At 68.3% G+C, this 17,237-nt stretch carries 17 protein-coding genes; 8 read left to right on the plus strand and 9 right to left on the minus strand.

The window, feature by feature from the left end; translation table 11 throughout:
• Positions 1-56: 56 nt before the first annotated feature.
• On the plus strand, positions 57-1,010 hold the full coding sequence (locus MC375_RS04205; RefSeq protein ID WP_242102053.1) for an MBL fold metallo-hydrolase: 954 nt from the start codon (positions 57-59) through the stop codon (positions 1,008-1,010).
• Positions 1,011-1,070: 60 nt separating this feature from the next.
• On the opposite strand, the gene MC375_RS04210 is transcribed toward MC375_RS04205, so the two are convergent.
• Positions 1,071-1,814, minus strand: coding sequence for an SDR family oxidoreductase (locus tag MC375_RS04210; RefSeq protein WP_242102054.1), 744 nt, complete (start codon positions 1,812-1,814; stop codon positions 1,071-1,073).
• 128 nt (positions 1,815-1,942) lie between these two features.
• Here MC375_RS04210 and MC375_RS04215 point away from each other — a divergent pair, with 128 nt between their 5' ends.
• Positions 1,943-2,860: an AraC family transcriptional regulator gene (locus MC375_RS04215; protein ID WP_242102055.1), complete on the plus strand. Its 918-nt coding sequence runs from the start codon at positions 1,943-1,945 to the stop codon at positions 2,858-2,860.
• Between the two features lie 139 nt (positions 2,861-2,999).
• On the plus strand, positions 3,000-3,875 hold the full coding sequence (locus MC375_RS04220) for an alpha/beta hydrolase (RefSeq protein WP_242102056.1): 876 nt from the start codon (positions 3,000-3,002) through the stop codon (positions 3,873-3,875).
• Between the two features lie 134 nt (positions 3,876-4,009).
• Here the strand turns inward: MC375_RS04220 and MC375_RS04225 are convergent, their stop codons facing one another.
• The 5 genes from MC375_RS04225 to MC375_RS04245 all read right to left on the minus strand — a co-directional run bounded on the left by MC375_RS04225 (position 4,010) and on the right by MC375_RS04245 (position 7,697).
• Positions 4,010-4,234: a hypothetical protein gene (locus MC375_RS04225; protein ID WP_242102057.1), complete on the minus strand. Its 225-nt coding sequence runs from the start codon at positions 4,232-4,234 to the stop codon at positions 4,010-4,012.
• A gap of 505 nt (positions 4,235-4,739) precedes the next feature.
• A complete protein-coding gene (locus MC375_RS04230; RefSeq protein WP_242102945.1) occupies positions 4,740-5,291 on the minus strand; it encodes a YdeI/OmpD-associated family protein in 552 nt (183 codons plus the stop codon).
• A gap of 165 nt (positions 5,292-5,456) precedes the next feature.
• Positions 5,457-5,747 (minus strand): hypothetical protein, encoded by a 291-nt coding sequence (locus MC375_RS04235; protein ID WP_242102058.1) that lies wholly within the window; start codon positions 5,745-5,747, stop codon positions 5,457-5,459.
• A 438-nt stretch (positions 5,748-6,185) separates the two neighbouring features.
• Positions 6,186-7,154 (minus strand): hypothetical protein, encoded by a 969-nt coding sequence (locus MC375_RS04240; protein WP_242102059.1) that lies wholly within the window; start codon positions 7,152-7,154, stop codon positions 6,186-6,188.
• A 123-nt stretch (positions 7,155-7,277) separates the two neighbouring features.
• On the minus strand, positions 7,278-7,697 hold the full coding sequence (locus MC375_RS04245; protein ID WP_242102060.1) for a DUF2784 domain-containing protein: 420 nt from the start codon (positions 7,695-7,697) through the stop codon (positions 7,278-7,280).
• A 150-nt stretch (positions 7,698-7,847) separates the two neighbouring features.
• Between MC375_RS04245 and MC375_RS04250 the strand changes: the two genes are divergently transcribed.
• A complete protein-coding gene (locus MC375_RS04250) occupies positions 7,848-8,519 on the plus strand; it encodes a cyclase family protein (protein ID WP_242102061.1) in 672 nt (223 codons plus the stop codon).
• Between the two features lie 22 nt (positions 8,520-8,541).
• Here the strand turns inward: MC375_RS04250 and MC375_RS04255 are convergent, their stop codons facing one another.
• On the minus strand, positions 8,542-9,021 hold the full coding sequence (locus tag MC375_RS04255; RefSeq protein WP_242102062.1) for a hypothetical protein: 480 nt from the start codon (positions 9,019-9,021) through the stop codon (positions 8,542-8,544).
• A gap of 250 nt (positions 9,022-9,271) precedes the next feature.
• Complete coding sequence (locus MC375_RS04260; RefSeq protein ID WP_242102063.1) at positions 9,272-11,557, minus strand: winged helix-turn-helix domain-containing protein; 2,286 nt, start codon at positions 11,555-11,557, stop codon at positions 9,272-9,274.
• A 212-nt stretch (positions 11,558-11,769) separates the two neighbouring features.
• Here MC375_RS04260 and MC375_RS04265 point away from each other — a divergent pair, with 212 nt between their 5' ends.
• The 4 genes from MC375_RS04265 to MC375_RS04280 all read left to right on the plus strand — a co-directional run bounded on the left by MC375_RS04265 (position 11,770) and on the right by MC375_RS04280 (position 16,156).
• Positions 11,770-12,162 carry a hypothetical protein gene (locus MC375_RS04265; RefSeq protein ID WP_242102064.1) on the plus strand — a complete coding sequence of 131 codons (393 nt, stop codon included), beginning with the start codon at positions 11,770-11,772 and terminating at the stop codon, positions 12,160-12,162.
• A gap of 420 nt (positions 12,163-12,582) precedes the next feature.
• Positions 12,583-13,890, plus strand: a complete 1,308-nt coding sequence (locus MC375_RS04270) for a sugar MFS transporter (protein WP_242102065.1) — start codon at positions 12,583-12,585, stop codon at positions 13,888-13,890.
• 347 nt (positions 13,891-14,237) lie between these two features.
• Complete coding sequence (locus MC375_RS04275; protein WP_242102066.1) at positions 14,238-15,617, plus strand: gluconate:H+ symporter; 1,380 nt, start codon at positions 14,238-14,240, stop codon at positions 15,615-15,617.
• Positions 15,617-16,156 (plus strand): gluconokinase, encoded by a 540-nt coding sequence (locus tag MC375_RS04280; protein WP_242102067.1) that lies wholly within the window; start codon positions 15,617-15,619, stop codon positions 16,154-16,156. The genes MC375_RS04275 and MC375_RS04280 overlap by 1 nt, the downstream gene beginning before the upstream one ends.
• Positions 16,157-16,311: 155 nt before the next feature.
• Here the strand turns inward: MC375_RS04280 and MC375_RS04285 are convergent, their stop codons facing one another.
• Complete coding sequence (locus MC375_RS04285) at positions 16,312-17,229, minus strand: alpha/beta hydrolase (RefSeq protein ID WP_242102068.1); 918 nt, start codon at positions 17,227-17,229, stop codon at positions 16,312-16,314.
• Positions 17,230-17,237: the final 8 nt, after the last annotated feature.

Below are 17,237 nucleotides of genomic sequence, written 5' to 3' on the forward strand. Positions count from 1 at the left end.
TGGCACCCGAGGCGCGCCCGACGCGCCGTTGCATTCTCCCTTCCCCTGAGGCTTCCATGACCCGCACTTCGCTTGCCGTCCTGATGACCACCCTGCTGGCTTGCGCGCTGCTGTCCGGATGCTCGGAACCGCAACCCGCTGCCACTGCGACAACCACGCCCGCGCCGCCTGCATCCGGGGCAACGCCGGCAGCCAGCCATCCGGATGTCTTCCGCTTCCGCATCGGCACGCTCGATGCGGCGGCGCTGAAAGACGGCGACATCGATGCGGCCAATGACGGCAAGACCTTCGGCGTCGGCCAGCCAACCGAGCAGGTGGCCGCACTGCTGGCGGCTGCCGGACAGCCTAGCGACGTGCTGCACCTGAGCATCCAGCCGCTGCTGGTCCGCAGCGGGACGCGGATCCTGCTGTTCGATACCGGCGCGGCGGATGCGTCCTTCGCACGCGCCGGCCGTCTGCCGGCCACGCTGCGCGCCGCCGGCGTCGAACCTTCGCAGGTCAGCGACGTGTTCATTTCGCACCGGCATCCGGATCACGTCGGCGGCCTGCTGACGCGCGAAGGCGCGCTCGCCTTCCCCAACGCCACCATCCATCTCACCGCACCCGAATGGGAAGCCCTCAAGCAGGATCGCGATGCAGCCGCGCTGGTCGCCGCGATCACGCCGAAGGTCGCGGCTTTCCAGCCCGGCGCGGCACTCCTGCCCGGCGTGGTCACCGCGGTGCCCGTGGATGGGCACACCCCGGGGCATAGCGCCTACGAGATCGCGTCGGGCGACGAACGCCTGCTGTACATCGGCGATAGCGCGCACCACTTCGTGGTCTCGGTACAGCGCCCCGAATGGACCGTGCAGTACGACGAGAACGCGCCGCTGGCGCAGCCCAGTCGGCGTGCGCTGCTGCAGCGTGCCGCCGACGACAACCTGCGCATCTACGCCGTGCATTTCCCCTTCCCTGGCCTGGGACACATCAATCCCCAGGGCGACAGCTTCGTGTGGCAGCCCGAGCGTTGAGCGAATCGCCGCCGTCGCGGCGCGGCACGCTTCGCCCGTGCGCTGCGCGAAGCGAGCGCGCTAGTTCGTAGCCGCCAGCGCAACGGCGTCCGCGCCCGCGGGGAAATGCAGCCGCCCCGTGCTGTCGTTGGCTGCGCGCCACACGGCTTCGGCCACGTCGGACTCGTGCGTCACTTCGGCCACCTGGGTCAGCGCTGCGAACACGCGCTGCGCATAGGGCGCGTACGCCTCGGGAACCAGGCCGCGCATCCGCTCCTCGCCGTTGGCGGCGAAGCGCGTGCTCGGCGCGTAACCGGGTTCGACCAGCTTCACCGCCACGCCGAACGCACCCAGCTCGTGCGCGAGCGACGCGGTGAATCCCTCGATCGCGGTTTTGCTGGCGGTGTAGGCGGCCACCAGCGGCATTGGTGCCAGCGTGGCGCTGGAGGTGACGTTGACGATGGTGCCCGTGCCGCGCGCGCGCAGCTGCGGAATCGCCGCCTGGGTCATGGCCATCGTGCCGAAGGTGTTGGTCTCGAACACCTCGCGCACGGTCGCCATGGGCGTGGCCTCGAACGCGCCGAACAGCCCGACGCCGGCGTTGTTGACCAGCACGTCGATCGGGCCGGCGACTTCGATCGCGGCGGCGACGCTGTCGGTACGGGTGACGTCGAGCGCCAGCAGCTGGATGCGCTCGTCGGCGGGTAGCAGCCCCGCGCGCGGCTTGCGCATGGTGGCGACGACGCGCCAGCCGCGGGCGTGGAAGTGGCGGGCGGTCTCCAGGCCATAGCCGGAGGAGCAGCCGGTGATCAGGACGGTCTTCATTCTGGTGGGTCTCGGGTGGTTGAAACGGGACCCACGATAGGCAGGGATATCCGGACGATCTATGCCGCAAAGTCCGTAATTTGTTGGCTATAGTCCTGATTGCCTTCCACGCCGCGCGAGCCGTCCTGATGAGCGATCCCCTGTCCGAGGTGGTCCGCCTGCTGCGCCCGCGCGCGGTGTTCTCCAAGGGCATCAGCGGCGCCGGCGCGTGGGCGGTGCGCTACTCGGAGTTCGGCGAACCCAGCTTCTGCGTGGTGCTGGAGGGCGGCTGTCGGCTCGAGGTCGACGGCCATGCCCCGCTCGTCCTGCAGGCCGGCGATTTCGTGCTGCTGCCGGCAACGCCGGGCTTCACCATGTCCGGTTTCGAGACCGCGACGCCCACGCGGATCGACCCGAAGCAGGCGCCCGCGCCGGAAGGCGAGGTGCGCCATGGCCGCCAGCACGGATCGCCCGACGTGCGCCTGCTCGGCGGATGGTTCCTGTTCGACGCGCCCGACCCCGCACTGCTGGTGTCGCTGCTGCCCGCGGTGGTGCATGTGCGCGGGGTGGCGCGGCTGTCGCTGCTGGTGGGGCTGCTGGGCGAGGAAGCGGTCGAAGACCGTCCGGGTCGCGATGTCGTGCTCGCGCGGCTGGTGGAGCTGCTGCTGGTCGAGACCCTGCGTGCGACTGCGGGCCGCGACGCGCCGCCCGGGCTGCTGCGTGGCCTGGCCGATGCGCGCCTGGCGGCGTCGCTGCGGCAGCTGCACGCGCGCCCCGCGCATGCGTGGACCATCGCGCAGCTGGCCGACACCGCCGCGCTGTCTCGTTCGGCGTTCTTCGACCGTTTCGCGCGCACCGTGGGCGTGCCGCCGATGGAATATCTGCAGGCCTGGCGCATGGCCGTCGCCAAGGATCTGCTGCGCAACGAGCAGATCGGCATTGCCCAAGCCGCCGAGCGCGTGGGCTACGCCTCGGCCAGCACCTTCAGCACCGCGTTCCGCCGGCACGTGGGCCGCTCGCCGGGGCGTTATGCGCGCGACGGTGGCAAGACGATGGCGGTGGGCTGAACGCCTGGCCTGGGTAAGGCCGCAAATCGCAAGTTCTGCCGCGCCGTGGGTTTCGAAAAGCTGCCCGCCATAACGGAGCCGTGACGCTTCATTGACGATCGACGCAGCATCTTCCGGAGAAACCGACCAGGGAGCTGTTTTGGATACCCGCGTTCGTCACCGCCGTATCAGCGTCGGCAAAGTCGAGGTCTTCTACCGCGAGGCAGGCGCGGACGGCGCGCCGGTGGTCCTGCTTCCGCATGGTTATCCATGCTCGTCGTACGAGTTTCGTAACCTGATGCCACGGCTGGCCGACCGCTGGCGACTGATTGCGCCGGACTTTCCCGGCGCCGGGTATAGCGAAACGCCGGACGACTTCGACTACAGCTTCGATGGTTATGCCGGATTCCTCGACAGCTTCGTCGAAGCGCTCGACATCGCCCGTTTCGCGCTGTATCTGCACGATTTCGGATCGCCGATCGGCGCCCGGCTGGCGATCAGGGCGCCCGCGCGCATCGCGGCGCTGATCATCCAGAACGGCGATATCCCCTATGAGGACGCGCTGGGGCCGAAATACGCCGACATCGAAAAGACCTGGAGCCTGCCCGTCCCAGAGATGCGGAAACAGCTCGCCGAAGCGATCAACGAGGAGACGTTCAAGGAAGAATTCCTGAACGACGTGCGCCCGGAACTTGCCGCATGCATTCCGCCCGATCTGTGGAAGCTGCACTGGTCGCTGATGACGCCCAGACGCAAGGAGGTCGCGATCGATCTGATCGCGGGTCTGAAGCAAAACCGCGCCTGGTTTCCACAGCATCGCGAATACCTGCGCGAACACCGGCCACCGACGCTGATCGTATGGGGGCCGCACGACCACTACATGCCGGAGAAGTCGGCACGCGCCTATCTTCGCGACCTGCCCGACGCCGAGCTGCACCTGCTCGACGGCGGCCACTGGCTACTGGAAACCAATCTCGACGAGGTAGTGGCACTGGTCCGCGACTTCCTGGGGCGGGTGCACGCGCACGCCGGCTGACCGCACGCTCCGGCCTGGCCGCCCGAAGCGGCGCACAACGCCGTAGCCGGTCAGGCCGCGAGCCGCACCCGGAAGCCCTGATGCGTCGTGTCGGAAAGCCCCGGGTGCGCTTTGCTTGCCCGGGCGACGCCGGCTCAGGCCATCGCACCCGCGGGCCGCGGCCGCCCGCCGAGCAGGCGCGCGGGCAGCATCAGCAAGGCTTGCAGGAAGGCGAACAGCGCCGAGAAGGTGATGCCGACCAGGCGGAAGGGCAGCGACAGCAGCCAGACCAGCGGCCACAGCACCAGGGCCAGCAACGCCAGCGGCCAGCACAGCACCAGCAGCAGGCACCACACCAGCAGGGCGATCAGGGTCTTCATGGCGATCGAGCCTCACGTTGAACGACATCGCTGCACACGCAGCAGTCGGCAGCATGCGATGTGATCGCTCCATCCTCAAGCGGCATGCGACGAAACGCCGGATGCCGCGATGAATCCACGTCTGACGGGGTCGGTGCCACGCGCCGGCCGCCTCGTCCTTCCTAGGGTGATGCCGTCGGGTGCGGCGACGGGGCAGCGTTCTCCTACTACGCCACGCGCTCCTCCTCGCCGCCGAACTCGGGCGGCAATCTCGCCTAGTGCGGCAGCGCGTCGTGCACTGTCCAGGTGACGACGCAAGCCAGTCGCGCACGCTGTCCTTGAATCGCGCCAGGGCGATGAATCACACCCCGTTCCGGATTCCGATTGCCCTGAGCGTAGCGCCGACGGCGCGAAGCCGAAGGGCCAGGAAGCCACGATGTGGGATCTCGATTCCGTGCAGCTGCGCTTCACGCAGCGCGTCGTGCACCTGCCGAACGGCCCGGCATCGACAGCTTCGAAACCGGTGCTACTCCGCCGCCTCGGGCGGGCCCATGTTGCCCTTGCTGTACATGCCAGAGCGGTCGAAGCAGCAGGCGCGTCGGTTCCCGCAGGCGAGCTTGTCGCAGGCCACGTCGATGCGTTTCACACGGGTCTCGGCCTTCTTGCCCGAGGTGATCCAGTGGATCCAGTCGCGCCGCGCCACCGGCGTGATGTCATCCCAGGTCGCCTTCGCTTCGGCATTGGCCGCCAGCGCGTTGCGCAGGTCGTCCGGCACCTTGGGCTCGGGTTCCACTGCCACGGGCGCGACCTCTAGCGCGACAGTGTCGCCCGCGGCGACACCGGCCTTCTCGCTCAGGGCCTGTTCGATCTTGAGCCAGTGGCTGCCCTGGCCATCGGGTTCCAGAGTGGCCTGGAAGGACTGGCCTTCCAGGCTGCCGTCGACGGTGACCATGCTCCGCGTCGGCAGCTTCGCGCTGACCGCCGCGGGTAGCACCAGGAAGGTCCACGCCACGCCCTTCGGCGCCGCGGGTCGCGACAGCTTCGCCTTGAACTTGATCGTGCCGGTCGATTTGGCCATGTCGGAAAAGGTAGCACTGGTCGCCATCGCCCATCTATCGAACGAAAACGTGGGGGCGAACGTCCTCGGGTAGCGGTTTTAGACAGCGCGGCTGGTGTTCCGCCACCCCGCCGCCTTTAGCGCTGCGCGCATGGCCGAACAGCGACGCTGCAACCACTCATGCGATCACGCTTCGGATGCGATCGCGATGCCGCGCGCGGCCAGGACCTTGGCCGCCTCCATGTCTCCGGCCATGCGATGCATCAGGGACTGGCAGCGTTCGATGCCGGCCAGGGTCAGCGCCAACACGCCGTCGGCGGAATCGACCAGGCCGGCGTCGACCAGACGCACGAGCATGTCATCCGCGCGCGGATCCAGGGCCTGGCCGCGATCGATGCGAACCAGGCACTCGAGCAGATCCAGCTCCTGCTGCCCCATGTTTCCGACACTCATGGAATAGCGGCCCTGGTCGGCCATGCGCGCACCCTCCGGCGAACGGGAAGGCCGCGGATTCTAAAACCTGAAAATCGCGGATTTCCAGCCCCAACCAGCGGACTGCTTTGGGCTTTAAGCCTTGGTTTAATCCGTACCGGATTTTCTGCATCGACACCGCGCGTCGCGCGTTTTTTCACGACAGGCTCACGCCCGGGGCGCTATCGCACCGCTGTATCGGTGCATATCGAAGGGCCTCAATCCCACCCTGCGTGCGCTTCGATAAGGCGCAGAAACATCTCCGCCCTTGGCCATGCATGAGTCTCCGGAAGCATCACCACTCGGGTAAGGCCGCAGACCGCACCCGATCCGGCCGTGGGGCTCCTGGCCGAATACGACACGTGCCCAGCAACAACACAGGCAGCAAATCAATGCGATGGCGCACGGGTCGAGTGCCCGGACTTCGCTTGCCGACCTACGGCCTCATCGCGACGCCTGCGTTGCGCTAGCACGGCTAGCCTCGGCGATGGCACGGTTGGCCGAGATCTCGTCGTACGCGCCGGTGGTCAAACGCCAGCCTTCTGCGGGCACGTGATCGGCATCCGGTTTGCCGCAATCGAGTTCGAGCACTTTTGCGAGGCCTCTGGCGGAGCCAGGACCCGCTTCGCGGACGATGATGTCGGTGAAAGGCGAGCTGCGGCCCAGAACCTGCAACTCCTCGCCCGGATGCAGGACCTCGTCGCCATCCACCACCAGGCGCACGGGATAACGTACATCGCACATGTCGACGGTCTTGTCACCGCGTTCCGGCTCGCCGACCTCGACGATCCGCGCTTCCACCGCCTGCAGGCGGATACGGACCCGATCAGGCTCGGGTAGGCCGGGCAGGCCCGATACAGGCTTGAGTTCGCCGCCCTCGGCCAGCAGGAACTGCCCATGGACCTGGGTGCGCGGCTCGGAGCCCGCGTGGATCGCGGCTACGAAACCCGCGGTATCGCTGGGCCTGATCAGGTAGCGTCGCGCGCCCCACCGCACCGGCACAACGCGATCGGGGAATCCTCCGAAGCGCGCTTCGTTCGGCTGCTCGAACTGGAGCTGCAGGCTTCCATCCCGTTCCGGAATAACGGCGCCGAGGTTGGCGCCGTACAGCCCCAGGCATCCATGCCAGGTTGCGGCCACTCCCGACTTCGGTGCGATGCTGAGGAAGATGTTGGCGCCCAGCCCGTCGCCTTCGTAGTAGTCCGCGGCCCATGGATGCGCGGGCGTGTGTCCGATCTCATGATCGATGGTCTCGCGGCGCGCTTCGACCGTGGCCTCGATGGATTCTTCGGCCAATTGCTGCGATTCGGCTGCGTCATTCGCACCGATCGCGTAGCCGACCGCGACCGGCGCCAGCATGCCGATCGCGCACAAGACGCCCAGTATCGAAGTGGCGCGCACGATGTACCGCATCTCCAGACGCCGCATAGCGCCTCCCCGACGGCCGCCAACGCGGATCCAGCGTCCGCCGCCACCTGACCCCTGTCAAGTATCCGGGGCGGTTGCGCTTTCGCACGCAGTTTCCCAGGCATGGGGTCATGAAACCTTCCCGGCACGCCGCTGCGGCGGTACCGCCCACCACAGCAGCAGCACCAACGCGGCGAAGCCGGAATACGCGGCGACGAAGATCCACCACGGCGCCTCGAAGAAGATCAGCCTTGAGAGCCAGTATTCGATGAAGGATTCGCGGTACACCGCTTCGCCCGCGCGCCGGCGCAGCGCCTGTTCCCATACCGTCAACGGGCACAGTGCGCCGAGCCAGGCCTGCAGCGCGATCACGCCCATCAGTACCAGATGCGTCAGACGCCAGCGGAAGCCGCGCACCCAGCGCCAACGTCGCCACGCGCCGATCGGCACGGCGAGCGCGCCCAGCAGCACGAATACGACCACGGCCACGTGCGATACCAGGATCGCGTCGGCGAGCCAGCTGGCCAGGGCGGGTGACAGGGCTTGCATGGGCCCACTCTAGGCGTTCCGAAGCGGCGGGACCGTGCGTCGGGCTTGCGCGGGTGTGTTTCGCCATGCATGGCACACCCTTGCGCCCGCGCGTGCCGCACACTGCGCGGCGCCGGCCCCGCACCGCGGCCGCTCCGGAGCACCCTCGCCGTGAACGTCGAACACCCGCGCCTGATCGACCTCAGCCATACCATCGAAGCCGGCATGACGACCTACAAAGACCTGCCGGGCCCGGTCCTGTGCGATTACTGGACGCGCGAGGCCTCGCGCGCGAACTACGACGATGGCAGCACGTTCCAGATCGGCCGCATCGACCTGGTCGCCAACACCGGCACCTATGTCGACAGCCCGTTCCACCGCTTCGAACACGGCTGCGATCTGGCCGGCCTGCCGCTCGCCTCGCTCGCCGACCTGCCCGCCGTCGTGGTCAGGCAACCCTGGCAGGATGGGCTGGCCGTGGAAGCCAGCGCCTTCGACGGCGTCCCGCTGCAAGGCATGGCGGTGCTGGTCCACACCGGCTGGGACCGCCATTGGCGGACCGAGCGCTACTTCAGCGAGCACCCGTTCCTGACCGCCGCCGCTGCCGAACGTCTGGTCGCGGCGGGCGCGGCCTTCGTGGGCATCGACTCGTACAACATCGACGACACCCGCGTGCGTGCGCGTCCGGTCCACACGCTGCTGCTCGGCGCCGACATTCCCATCGGCGAGCACCTCACCCGCCTCGACGCCGTGCCCGATCGCGGTTGTCGCTTCCACGCCGTGCCGCCGAAGATCGTCGGCATGGGCACGTTTCCGGTGCGCGCCTACGCGATCCAGGCGTGAGCCGCAGGAAGGATGGAGCCGCTCACGCCTCCGGCGCGGGCGCGTCCCAGTCCTTCATGTCCTCGAGGAACACCGGCACGTCGGTGTGCTCGATCAGCAGTTCGAAACGACGCTGCTCCTCGCGCTCGAAGGTTTTCTTGTCGGGATACAGATCGGCGATGATCGCCTTGTCGACCGCCGGGTCCGGCAAAGACGCGTTGGCGTCGCGAAACGTCACGGTCACCCGCATGTCCCAGCGGTCGGCTTCGCCCGCGTGGTTGACCGGATAGGCCACCCCGATGTCGCGGACATATCCGAGCTGTTTCAGCCGCTGCAGCACGGGGTAATGGTTCTTCTTGAACAGCGAGATGAACTCGTCCAGGTGGCCCCACTCGACCTTGTAGGTGTACTCCACCACGAACGGCTCGCCCGCCGTAGTCGATTGCGCGAGCGCCGGCGGTGCTGACCATCCCGCGCAGGCCAGCACCAGCGCGCAGGCGCCCGTCTTCAACCTATCGATCATCTTCGCCACTGTCGGCCCCTTCGGCGCGCGTGTTTCGTAAAGGCAACGGCGGCGGCGGGCTTGTACGGCCATTGGGGCGACCAGAGATGAACTGCCGGGGTGCTGGTCGCCCAATCCGTTTTGCGTTGTCAGCACAGCGCCGACTCCGCTGCAACTGTTCGCCCGTTGCTCAGGATCGCGAAATGCGCGGAGCCACGGGAATGACCTGGTTCCTTCGTTCCCGCTACTACCTATCTCCTGTCCCGCCAACTCAAGGGGAAGCAGCGATCGCCTGTCTTGGGCTCGCCAGTCGCAGGTCGCTCTCACTGAGCACCCTGTTCGCAAGGATGAGTTCGGTGGCGTCGGGTGCAACATCGAGCCCCACGATCTGGAGCGATGGCGTCAGCGCCACGACATCCCTCACCGATCCGCTGGCGTCGAGCATCGACAGGCGCGGCGGACCCGCCGTGGGCCTGCGGACGAAATAGATCCCGCCGTCCGCCGGGGCCCAGTTGTCGCCGTCCTCGGGCGCAAGGTCTGCGGTCAGTCGCGTTTCCGGGGCGGCCGCGCCCGTTTCGCGCCACGCGCGCCTGGCCTGGCGCCACAGGCCCGGTGCCTCTGGTTTGCTGTACAGCAGCCATGCGCCATCGGTCGACTCGACCGGATTGGCGCCGCCGTTCGCAGTGATCCTCACCGCTTCCCCGCCACCTGCCGGTCGTGCGTAGAGTTGCCAGTCGCCGCTGCGGTTGGATTCGAAATAGATCCACCGGCCATCGCGGGACCAGGCCGGATTACGACTGTCGCCCGGGCCTTGCGTGATCCGCTGCGGCGATCCGCCTTGCGACGCGACGGTATAGACGGCGGTGCGCCCGTCGGGGCTGGCATCGAACGCGATCGTCGCGCCATCGGGCGACCAGGCGGGATGGTCGACGAACACGCCGCCGAACGATGCGATCTGCACCGCATCGCGCCCGTCGCGATCGCTCACCCAGATGCCTTGCGGGCCGGCCCGGTTGGAGTTGAAGGCGATGCGCCTGCCATCGGGTGCATAGGCCGGGCTGGAATCCCAACGTGTCGAGCGGACCGAGGGCCCGGTCGCGATGGGCGCCTGCCGCGCAAGATCGATCCTCTGCAACTGCGCACGATGCGTCCATCGCTCATAGGCCACCCGGCCGACCGCGGGCGCCGCCGAAGGTTGGTGCACGTCTTCGTCGCCCAGGGCCAGCTGCTGGGGATCGCCGCCGGCCGGATCCACGGACCACACCCCGTACACGCCCGAACGGGTCGAGGTGAGCAGCAGCCGCGTGCCATCCGGCGACCAGGTGAGGCCGTTGATCTTGCGATTGTCGAAGGTCAGCCGCGTCGGTTCGCCACCGCCGGACGGTGCTGCGTAGAGGTCCTTGGTGACCTCGTTCACGGCGCGGACGAAGTACACCGTGCGCCCATCGCGCGCGAACAGCGGATCGATGTCGCCCAGCGTGCCTGCTTCCGGGCGGGTGACGGCCTGCGTGCGCCCGGTGTCGATCGAGGCCAGGACGATTCGGTAGGGCGAGGCGGCATCGTCCCGGCGTGCGTAGGCGATCGACGCGCCATCGGGTGCCAGGCTCATGCCGCGGATGTCGGCGGCGGCCTCGTCGCGCACCACCAGCGTGGCGCCGCCGCCCAGCGCGGACACCCGCATGATCGCCACCCCGCTGCGCTGCGGGCGGACGAACAGGACTGCGCCTCCGTCGGCCGACCACACGGGGTGGTTTTCCGCGCTGTCGCTGTGGGTCAGATTGAGCGTGGATTCGCTGCCGACGGTTTTCACATGGATATCGGGTACGCCATCGGCGTCATCGTCCCAGACGAAGGCGACGCGGCTGCCGTCCGGGGACAGGGCCGGTTCGAGTTCGCTGCCGACGAAGCTCGTCAGGGGAAGCGTTTCGAAGGTGGTGGCGATGCCGGGCGGCGCCTGCCTGGATCCGGCCGTCCACACCAGCGCTACCGCAACCGCCACCAGCGTCGCGCCCGCGATCCCGGCCAGGGCCAGTACGTAACGCAACGGCACGGCGCGCACCGGCACGCCGTCCTGGTTCGCTTTTGCGACAGTGGCCTGGTCGGGTGGCGTCGCGGACTCGGCATCCGCGGCCGGGTGTGGCGTCCCTGCGTCGGGACCGGGCGCCGTCGCGGGGACCACCTCGGCGACCCGCGCCGGCGCGATCGGCGCGATCAGGCGGTAGCCGGTCTTGCGGATGGTTTCGATATAGCGCGGCGATTGCGCGTCGTCGCCGAAGATCTTGCGCAGTTCCGACACGCTGCGATTGAGCAGGTAGTCGTCGCCGGCTCTGGGCCACACCTGCTCGAGGAACGCCTCCCTCGGGACCACGGCGCCCGGCCGCGCCGCCATCAGGGTCAGCACCTGCATCACCTTCGGCTCGACCTGGGTCACCTGCCCGTGCACGGAGATCCGGTTGAGCGCGGGTTGCACCAGCGCGCTGCCGACCAGGAAATCCTGTGGATTCCCGGGCGCCGGCGGCGCGCCGAACTTGTTTCTGATGACGACGTGGTCGTTCATCCTGCCGGGCCTGCCTCGTCTCGGGCGGTCATCACGTCACCTGCGACCGTAGCGTAGGCCCCTAGTTTCGCGCATCGGTACGGGCGCAACCGCAACTGTTCCGAATCTGCAGGAAAACCCTAGCTCCCCTACATGGAGGAACCGCAGGCCCCGGCCTCAAATCGGGTGCGTGGCGCTGGCCACGCACGAGAACCCGTCAAGGAGGTCACCTCATGTTCACCACATACGCACGCTCACGACTGCCTGCAACCGCCCTGGGCCTGGTTGCCCTGGTGTTCACGGCCACCACGCCGGCGCTGGCACAGACCGCCTGGGACTGGCAGGACCAGGCCGACATGCTGGGACGGCTGACGGCGCAGGGTGTGGTCAGGTCGATGGATTCGGTCCGCGCACGGGGCGACGAACGGGATCGCACGCCGGCTCCGGCCCGATTGCGCGAGGCCGATCGCGACAATGCGGCCGTTGTCGATCCTCGCCGCAGCTTCGGCCACGAGATCGGGGCGCGGACGCCACCGGCCGCTGGCGCCACCGTGTTGTCCGACGTCGAGGCGACGACGAACGCTACGCCTCCGCCCGCACGTGAACGGCGTGCGCGCGAGCTTTGACGCGAGCACAGACCCGTGCGCATGTCCTTGCGCAGTCGCGCGGCCGCGTCCGCCGGCGCCTCGTCGGATCGAGCGGCAGCGAACGCCGGTGCCGGTGCGTACACGAGGCGCAGTTGAACGTCCGGCACATGGAATAACCGTGCACAGCAACGCTGCGACGCTTGAACTTCAGCGGCCACTGCTCGACCGGCGCGCCGAAGTTGGCAACCGGTGGATCGCGCTGCTGCATACCGGGCGACAGCTCGCGCAAGGATCCAGCCCATAGCAAGCCAGCGCACCCGCGCGTTGTCGCAGCGCAGCATTGCAAAACCTGGATGGATCGCGCCGCACAAGTCATTGGTCGGGCATTGCACCGGCCTTCTATGCTGCGCGACGCACGCCTGCGACCGGCGCGCGTCCGCCGCATCGGAAGGAGCGTCCATGGCAGCACCCACCTTGCAGGCGTCGGCCCAGGCGTTGCGCTCCGGCGTGCCCGCCTATCGTTCGGCGCTGACGCTGCTGGCCTCGCTGTTCTTCATGTGGGGCTTCATCACCGTCATCAACAACACCCTGCTGCCGCACCTGCGCAGCGTGTTCGAGCTGGACTACACGCGGACCACGCTGATCGAATCGGTCTGGTTCATCGCCTACTTCGTCGCATCGCTGCCATCGGCGTGGCTGATCGAACGGATCGGTTACCAGCGCGCGCTGGTCACCGGGCTGGCGATCATGGCGGTGGGGGCGCTGGGCATGGTGCCTGCGGCGCAGATGCCTTCCTATGCGATCACCGTGGCCTCGCTGTTCGTCATCGCCAGCGGCATCACCCTGCTGCAGGTGGCGGCCAATCCCTACGTGGCGGTGATCGGCCCGCCGGAGACCGCCTCGTCGCGGCTCAACTTCGTGCAGGCATTCAATTCCTTCGGCACCACGCTGGCGCCGCTGTTCGGGGGCTATCTGATCCTCGGCCGCACCACCGCCGGCACCGCCAGCGCCGACACCGTGCTGACCCCGGCCGAGCGCCTGGCCGATGCGCAATCGGTGCAGTTGCCGTACCTGATCGTCGCGGCGGTGCTGGTGGTGCTGGCGATCGTGATCGCGCGCTACCGGCTGCCGGCGCTCGGCGGCGCCACGCAGCGCCATGCGCGCGAAGAGCGCGCGCGCCATTCGCTGTGGTCGCACCGCAACCTGGTGCTCGGCATCCCCGCGATCTTCATCTACCTCATCGCCGAGATCGGCGTCTCCAACCTGTTCATCAATTTCGTGGCGCAGCCGGACATCGGCAACCTCACCCACGAGCAGGCATCGCGCTACCTGTTCCTGCTATGGGGCGGGATGATGGTGGGGCGCTTCGCCGGCAGCTTCCTGATGCGCAGCATCGCGCCGGAGAAGGTGTTGGCGCTGTTCTCGATCGGCGCGTTCGTGGCGATGCTGGTGACGGTGTTCGCGTCGGGTCCCTTGGCGATGTGGTCGCTGATCTCGGTGGGCCTGTTCCACTCGATCATGTTCCCGACCATCTTCACCCTGGGCATCCGCGGCCTGGGCCCGCTGACCGAGGAAGGCTCGGGCCTGCTGGTGATGGCGATCGCCGGCGGCGCGCTGGTGGTGGTGCAGGGCTGGCTGGCGGATCGCTACGGCCTGCAGCTCTCGTTCCTGCTCACCGCGGCCTGCGAGCTGTACGTGCTGTTCTATGCACTGTGGGGCGCGAAGCCGTCGCCCGCCGCTGCAGCGGTGGCTGCGCAGCACGCGTAGAACTGGCGCGGAACCGGGATGCGCGGGCTTTCCACGCCGTCATCCCCGCGCAGGCGGGGACCCATGGACTCTAATCGATTGAAATCAACGTCCATGGGTTCCCGCCTTCGCGGGAATGATGAGCAAAAGCGTAGGTTCCGACCACTTTGCTGCCAGCAGCTTTGTGGCTACGCCGAAGGCGCCTTGTCGTGGCGGATCAACTGCCTCCGTTCCATTGATCGGGAATGACGAACGAATGTTAGGTAGCATCCGGAGCGATCGCCGCATCAGGAAGATCCGATGACATCGTCGCTGACATCTTTCCCGTCGTGCTGACGCCTTTGCTGCAGTCTTCCCCGCTCGTGCTCATGGCCGCCGCCGGTCCGGCGGCGGATGCCGCGCGCGCCGTCGTGCCCGGCGACCAGCTCGTCGCCGCCGCACTCATCGGCATCGTGTTGATCGTGGTGCTGATCAGCTGGGCGAAGCTGCATCCGTTCCTGTCGCTAGCCATCGGCGCGCTGGCCACCGGTGCGATCGCGGGGCTGGACGTGGCCGCTGCCAGCACCAGCTTCGCCAGCGGTTTCGGTACGACCATGGGCGGGGTCGGCATCCTCATCGCGCTCGGCGCGATCTACGGCAAGCTGCTCGCCGACTCCGGCGGCGCCGACCGCATCGTCGAGACCCTGGTGGCGCGCGCCACGCCGCGCAGCCTGCCGTGGGTGATGGGCCTGATCGGCGCGATCATCGGCCTGCCGATGTTCTTCGAAGTCGGGCTGGTGCTGCTGGTTCCCGTGATCATCCTGGTCGCACGCCGCTCGGGCGCGCCGTTGATGCGCATCGCACTGCCGACACTGGCCGGGCTGTCGGCCATGCACGGCCTGGTGCCGCCGCATCCCGGTCCGCTGGCCGCGATCGGCATGCTCGGCGCCGACCTGGGCCTGACGCTCGCGCTCGGCGTGCTGGTCGCGATTCCGGCGGTGGTGATCGCCGGCCCGCTGTTCGCGCGCTTCGCCGAGCGCTGGGTGCCCGCGCCGGTGCCGCTGCTGTTCATTGCATCGGGCGAAGCGGCGCTCGCACGCCGCCCGTCGTTCGTCGCCACGCTGGCGAGCATCCTGCTGCCGGTGGTGCTGATGCTGGCCAAGGCCATCGCCGACATCGCCGCGCCCGACTCCGGCGCTGCATGGAAGGCGGTGATCGACTTCCTCGGCCTGCCGATGATCGCGCTCGGCATCGCGGTCGTCGCCGGGTTCTTCGTGCTCGGCCGCGGCGCGGGCTTCGGGCGCGACAAGCTGCAGGAAGTGGTCGGGTCATCGCTTGGCCCGGTAGCGGGCATCCTGCTGATCGTCGGCGCGGGCGGCGGCTTCAAGCAGGTGCTGGTCGATACCGGCATCGGCGGTTTCATCGCCGCACAGGTCGATGGCTCGTCGGTCTCGGTGCTGCTGCTTGCCTGGCTGATCGCGGTGGTCATCCGCATCGCCACCGGCTCGGCCACCGTCGCCACCATCACAGCAGCCGGCATCCTGCAGCCGCTGGTCGCCGGTCTGGACCAGGCCACCGCCGCGCTGCTGGTGCTGGCCATCGGCTCGGGCTCGGTATTCCTCTCGCACCTCAACGACGCCGGCTTCTGGCTGATCAAGGAATACTTCGGCCTGGACATCGGGCAGACGCTCAAGTCCTGGACCGTGCTCGAATGCCTGATCTCCGTGGTCGGCCTGGTGGGCGTACTGCTGTTGGGCCTGGTGCTCTGATGCCGCCGCGCAAGCCTGGGCCTGTGCTCGTGGTCATGGGCGTGGCCGGTTCCGGCAAGTCCACGCTGGCGGCGCTGCTGGCAGAGCGCCTGGGCTGGCCGCTGCAGGAAGGCGACGTGCTGCACCCGCAGGCCAACGTCGACAAGATGGCGGCCGGACAGCCGCTCAACGATGCCGACCGCCAGCCGTGGCTGCGCTTGGTGGCTGCATGGATCGATGCGCGCATCGCGGCCGGCGCGCCGGGCATCGTCACCTGCTCCGCGCTCAGGCGTGCCTATCGCGACGTCCTCCGGCGCGATGGCGTGCGCTTCGTGCACCTCACCGGCGAGCGCTACCTGCTAGCGCAACGCATGCAAGAGCGCAGCGGCCACTTCATGCCGCCATCGCTTCTCGACTCGCAGCTGGCCACGCTCGAAGCGCCGGGCGCGGACGAGGACGCCATCACCGTCGACATCGCACTGGCACCCGACGCGCAGGCGGCTGCAGTGCTCGCGTGGCTCGGTATCGACGGTGGCGACGAAGCGGCTTCGGGCGGTTGATGCACGATGCACGGAGGCGCGATGTCGGCCTTGATCGACGTTGATGTTTGCGGCGCGGCAGCGGGAGGCCCGGCGTCGACTGCGACAGGATGAATTGCCCTGCAGAGGTGGGATAGGGACGTGCTGGTCAATGCGTTGCGTGAAAATCGTGGCGCTCAATTCCCTGCGCCGCCTGCCGACGGATCAAACTCCAGGAACGCCTGCAGTCGATCGGCGGTAGCAGCCGGTTGCACTTCCGGAAAGAAGTGGCCTCCGGGAACCGCTTCGCCACGCACGTCGCCAGCCCATCGCCGCCAGATCCCGAGCGGCCCGCCTGTATCTGCGTACCAGTCATCCAGTGCCGTGTCCCGGCTCCACAGGGCCAGCACTGGGCAGCGGATGGTGTGGCCACGCTCGCGGTCGGCCGCATCGTGGCGGCAATCGATGGTCGCGCCGGCACGGTACTCCTCGCAGATCGCATGCACGTGCGCGGGGTCGCGCAGGGCGTCCACATACGCCTGGCGGACCTCGCCAGGGAACGCATCCCCACGCGAGCCCCATTGCGACAGGGCATCGTCGACGCAGGCTTCCGGTGCAGCCGCGAGCAGACGCTCGGGCAGCGGCGCGGGCTGCGCCAGCAGGCTCCACGGCCAGAACGATTGCGCGAATCGGGCGTCAGCGCGCTCCCAGGCAACGAGCGTCGGGATCGCGTCGAGCACGGCCAGGCGCACGATGCGCTCCGGCGTATCCAGCGCCATGCGATACGCCACGCGCGCACCGCGGTCGTGTCCCACGACCGCGTAGCGCTCGAACCCCAATGCCTGCATCGCCTCGACCAATGACGAGGCCATCGCGCGCTTGGAGTGTGGCGCGTGGTCGGGCGCCGGTTCGGGACATCCGCTCTGGCCATAGCCGGGCAGGTCCGCGCAGACCACCGTGAATCGCTGCGAAAGTGCCGGCGCGATGTCGCGCCACATCAGGTGCGTCTGCGGGAAGCCATGCAGCAGCAGCACCGCCGGCCCATGCCCCGCGACGCGGACGTGGATCCGCGCGCTTCCGACGATACGCTTTGCAAAGGAATCGAAGTGCAGCATCTGACTCC

The sequence above is a fragment of the Lysobacter sp. M2-1 genome (genome assembly GCF_022662495.1).
Lineage (GTDB): Bacteria > Pseudomonadota > Gammaproteobacteria > Xanthomonadales > Xanthomonadaceae > JAKPBU01.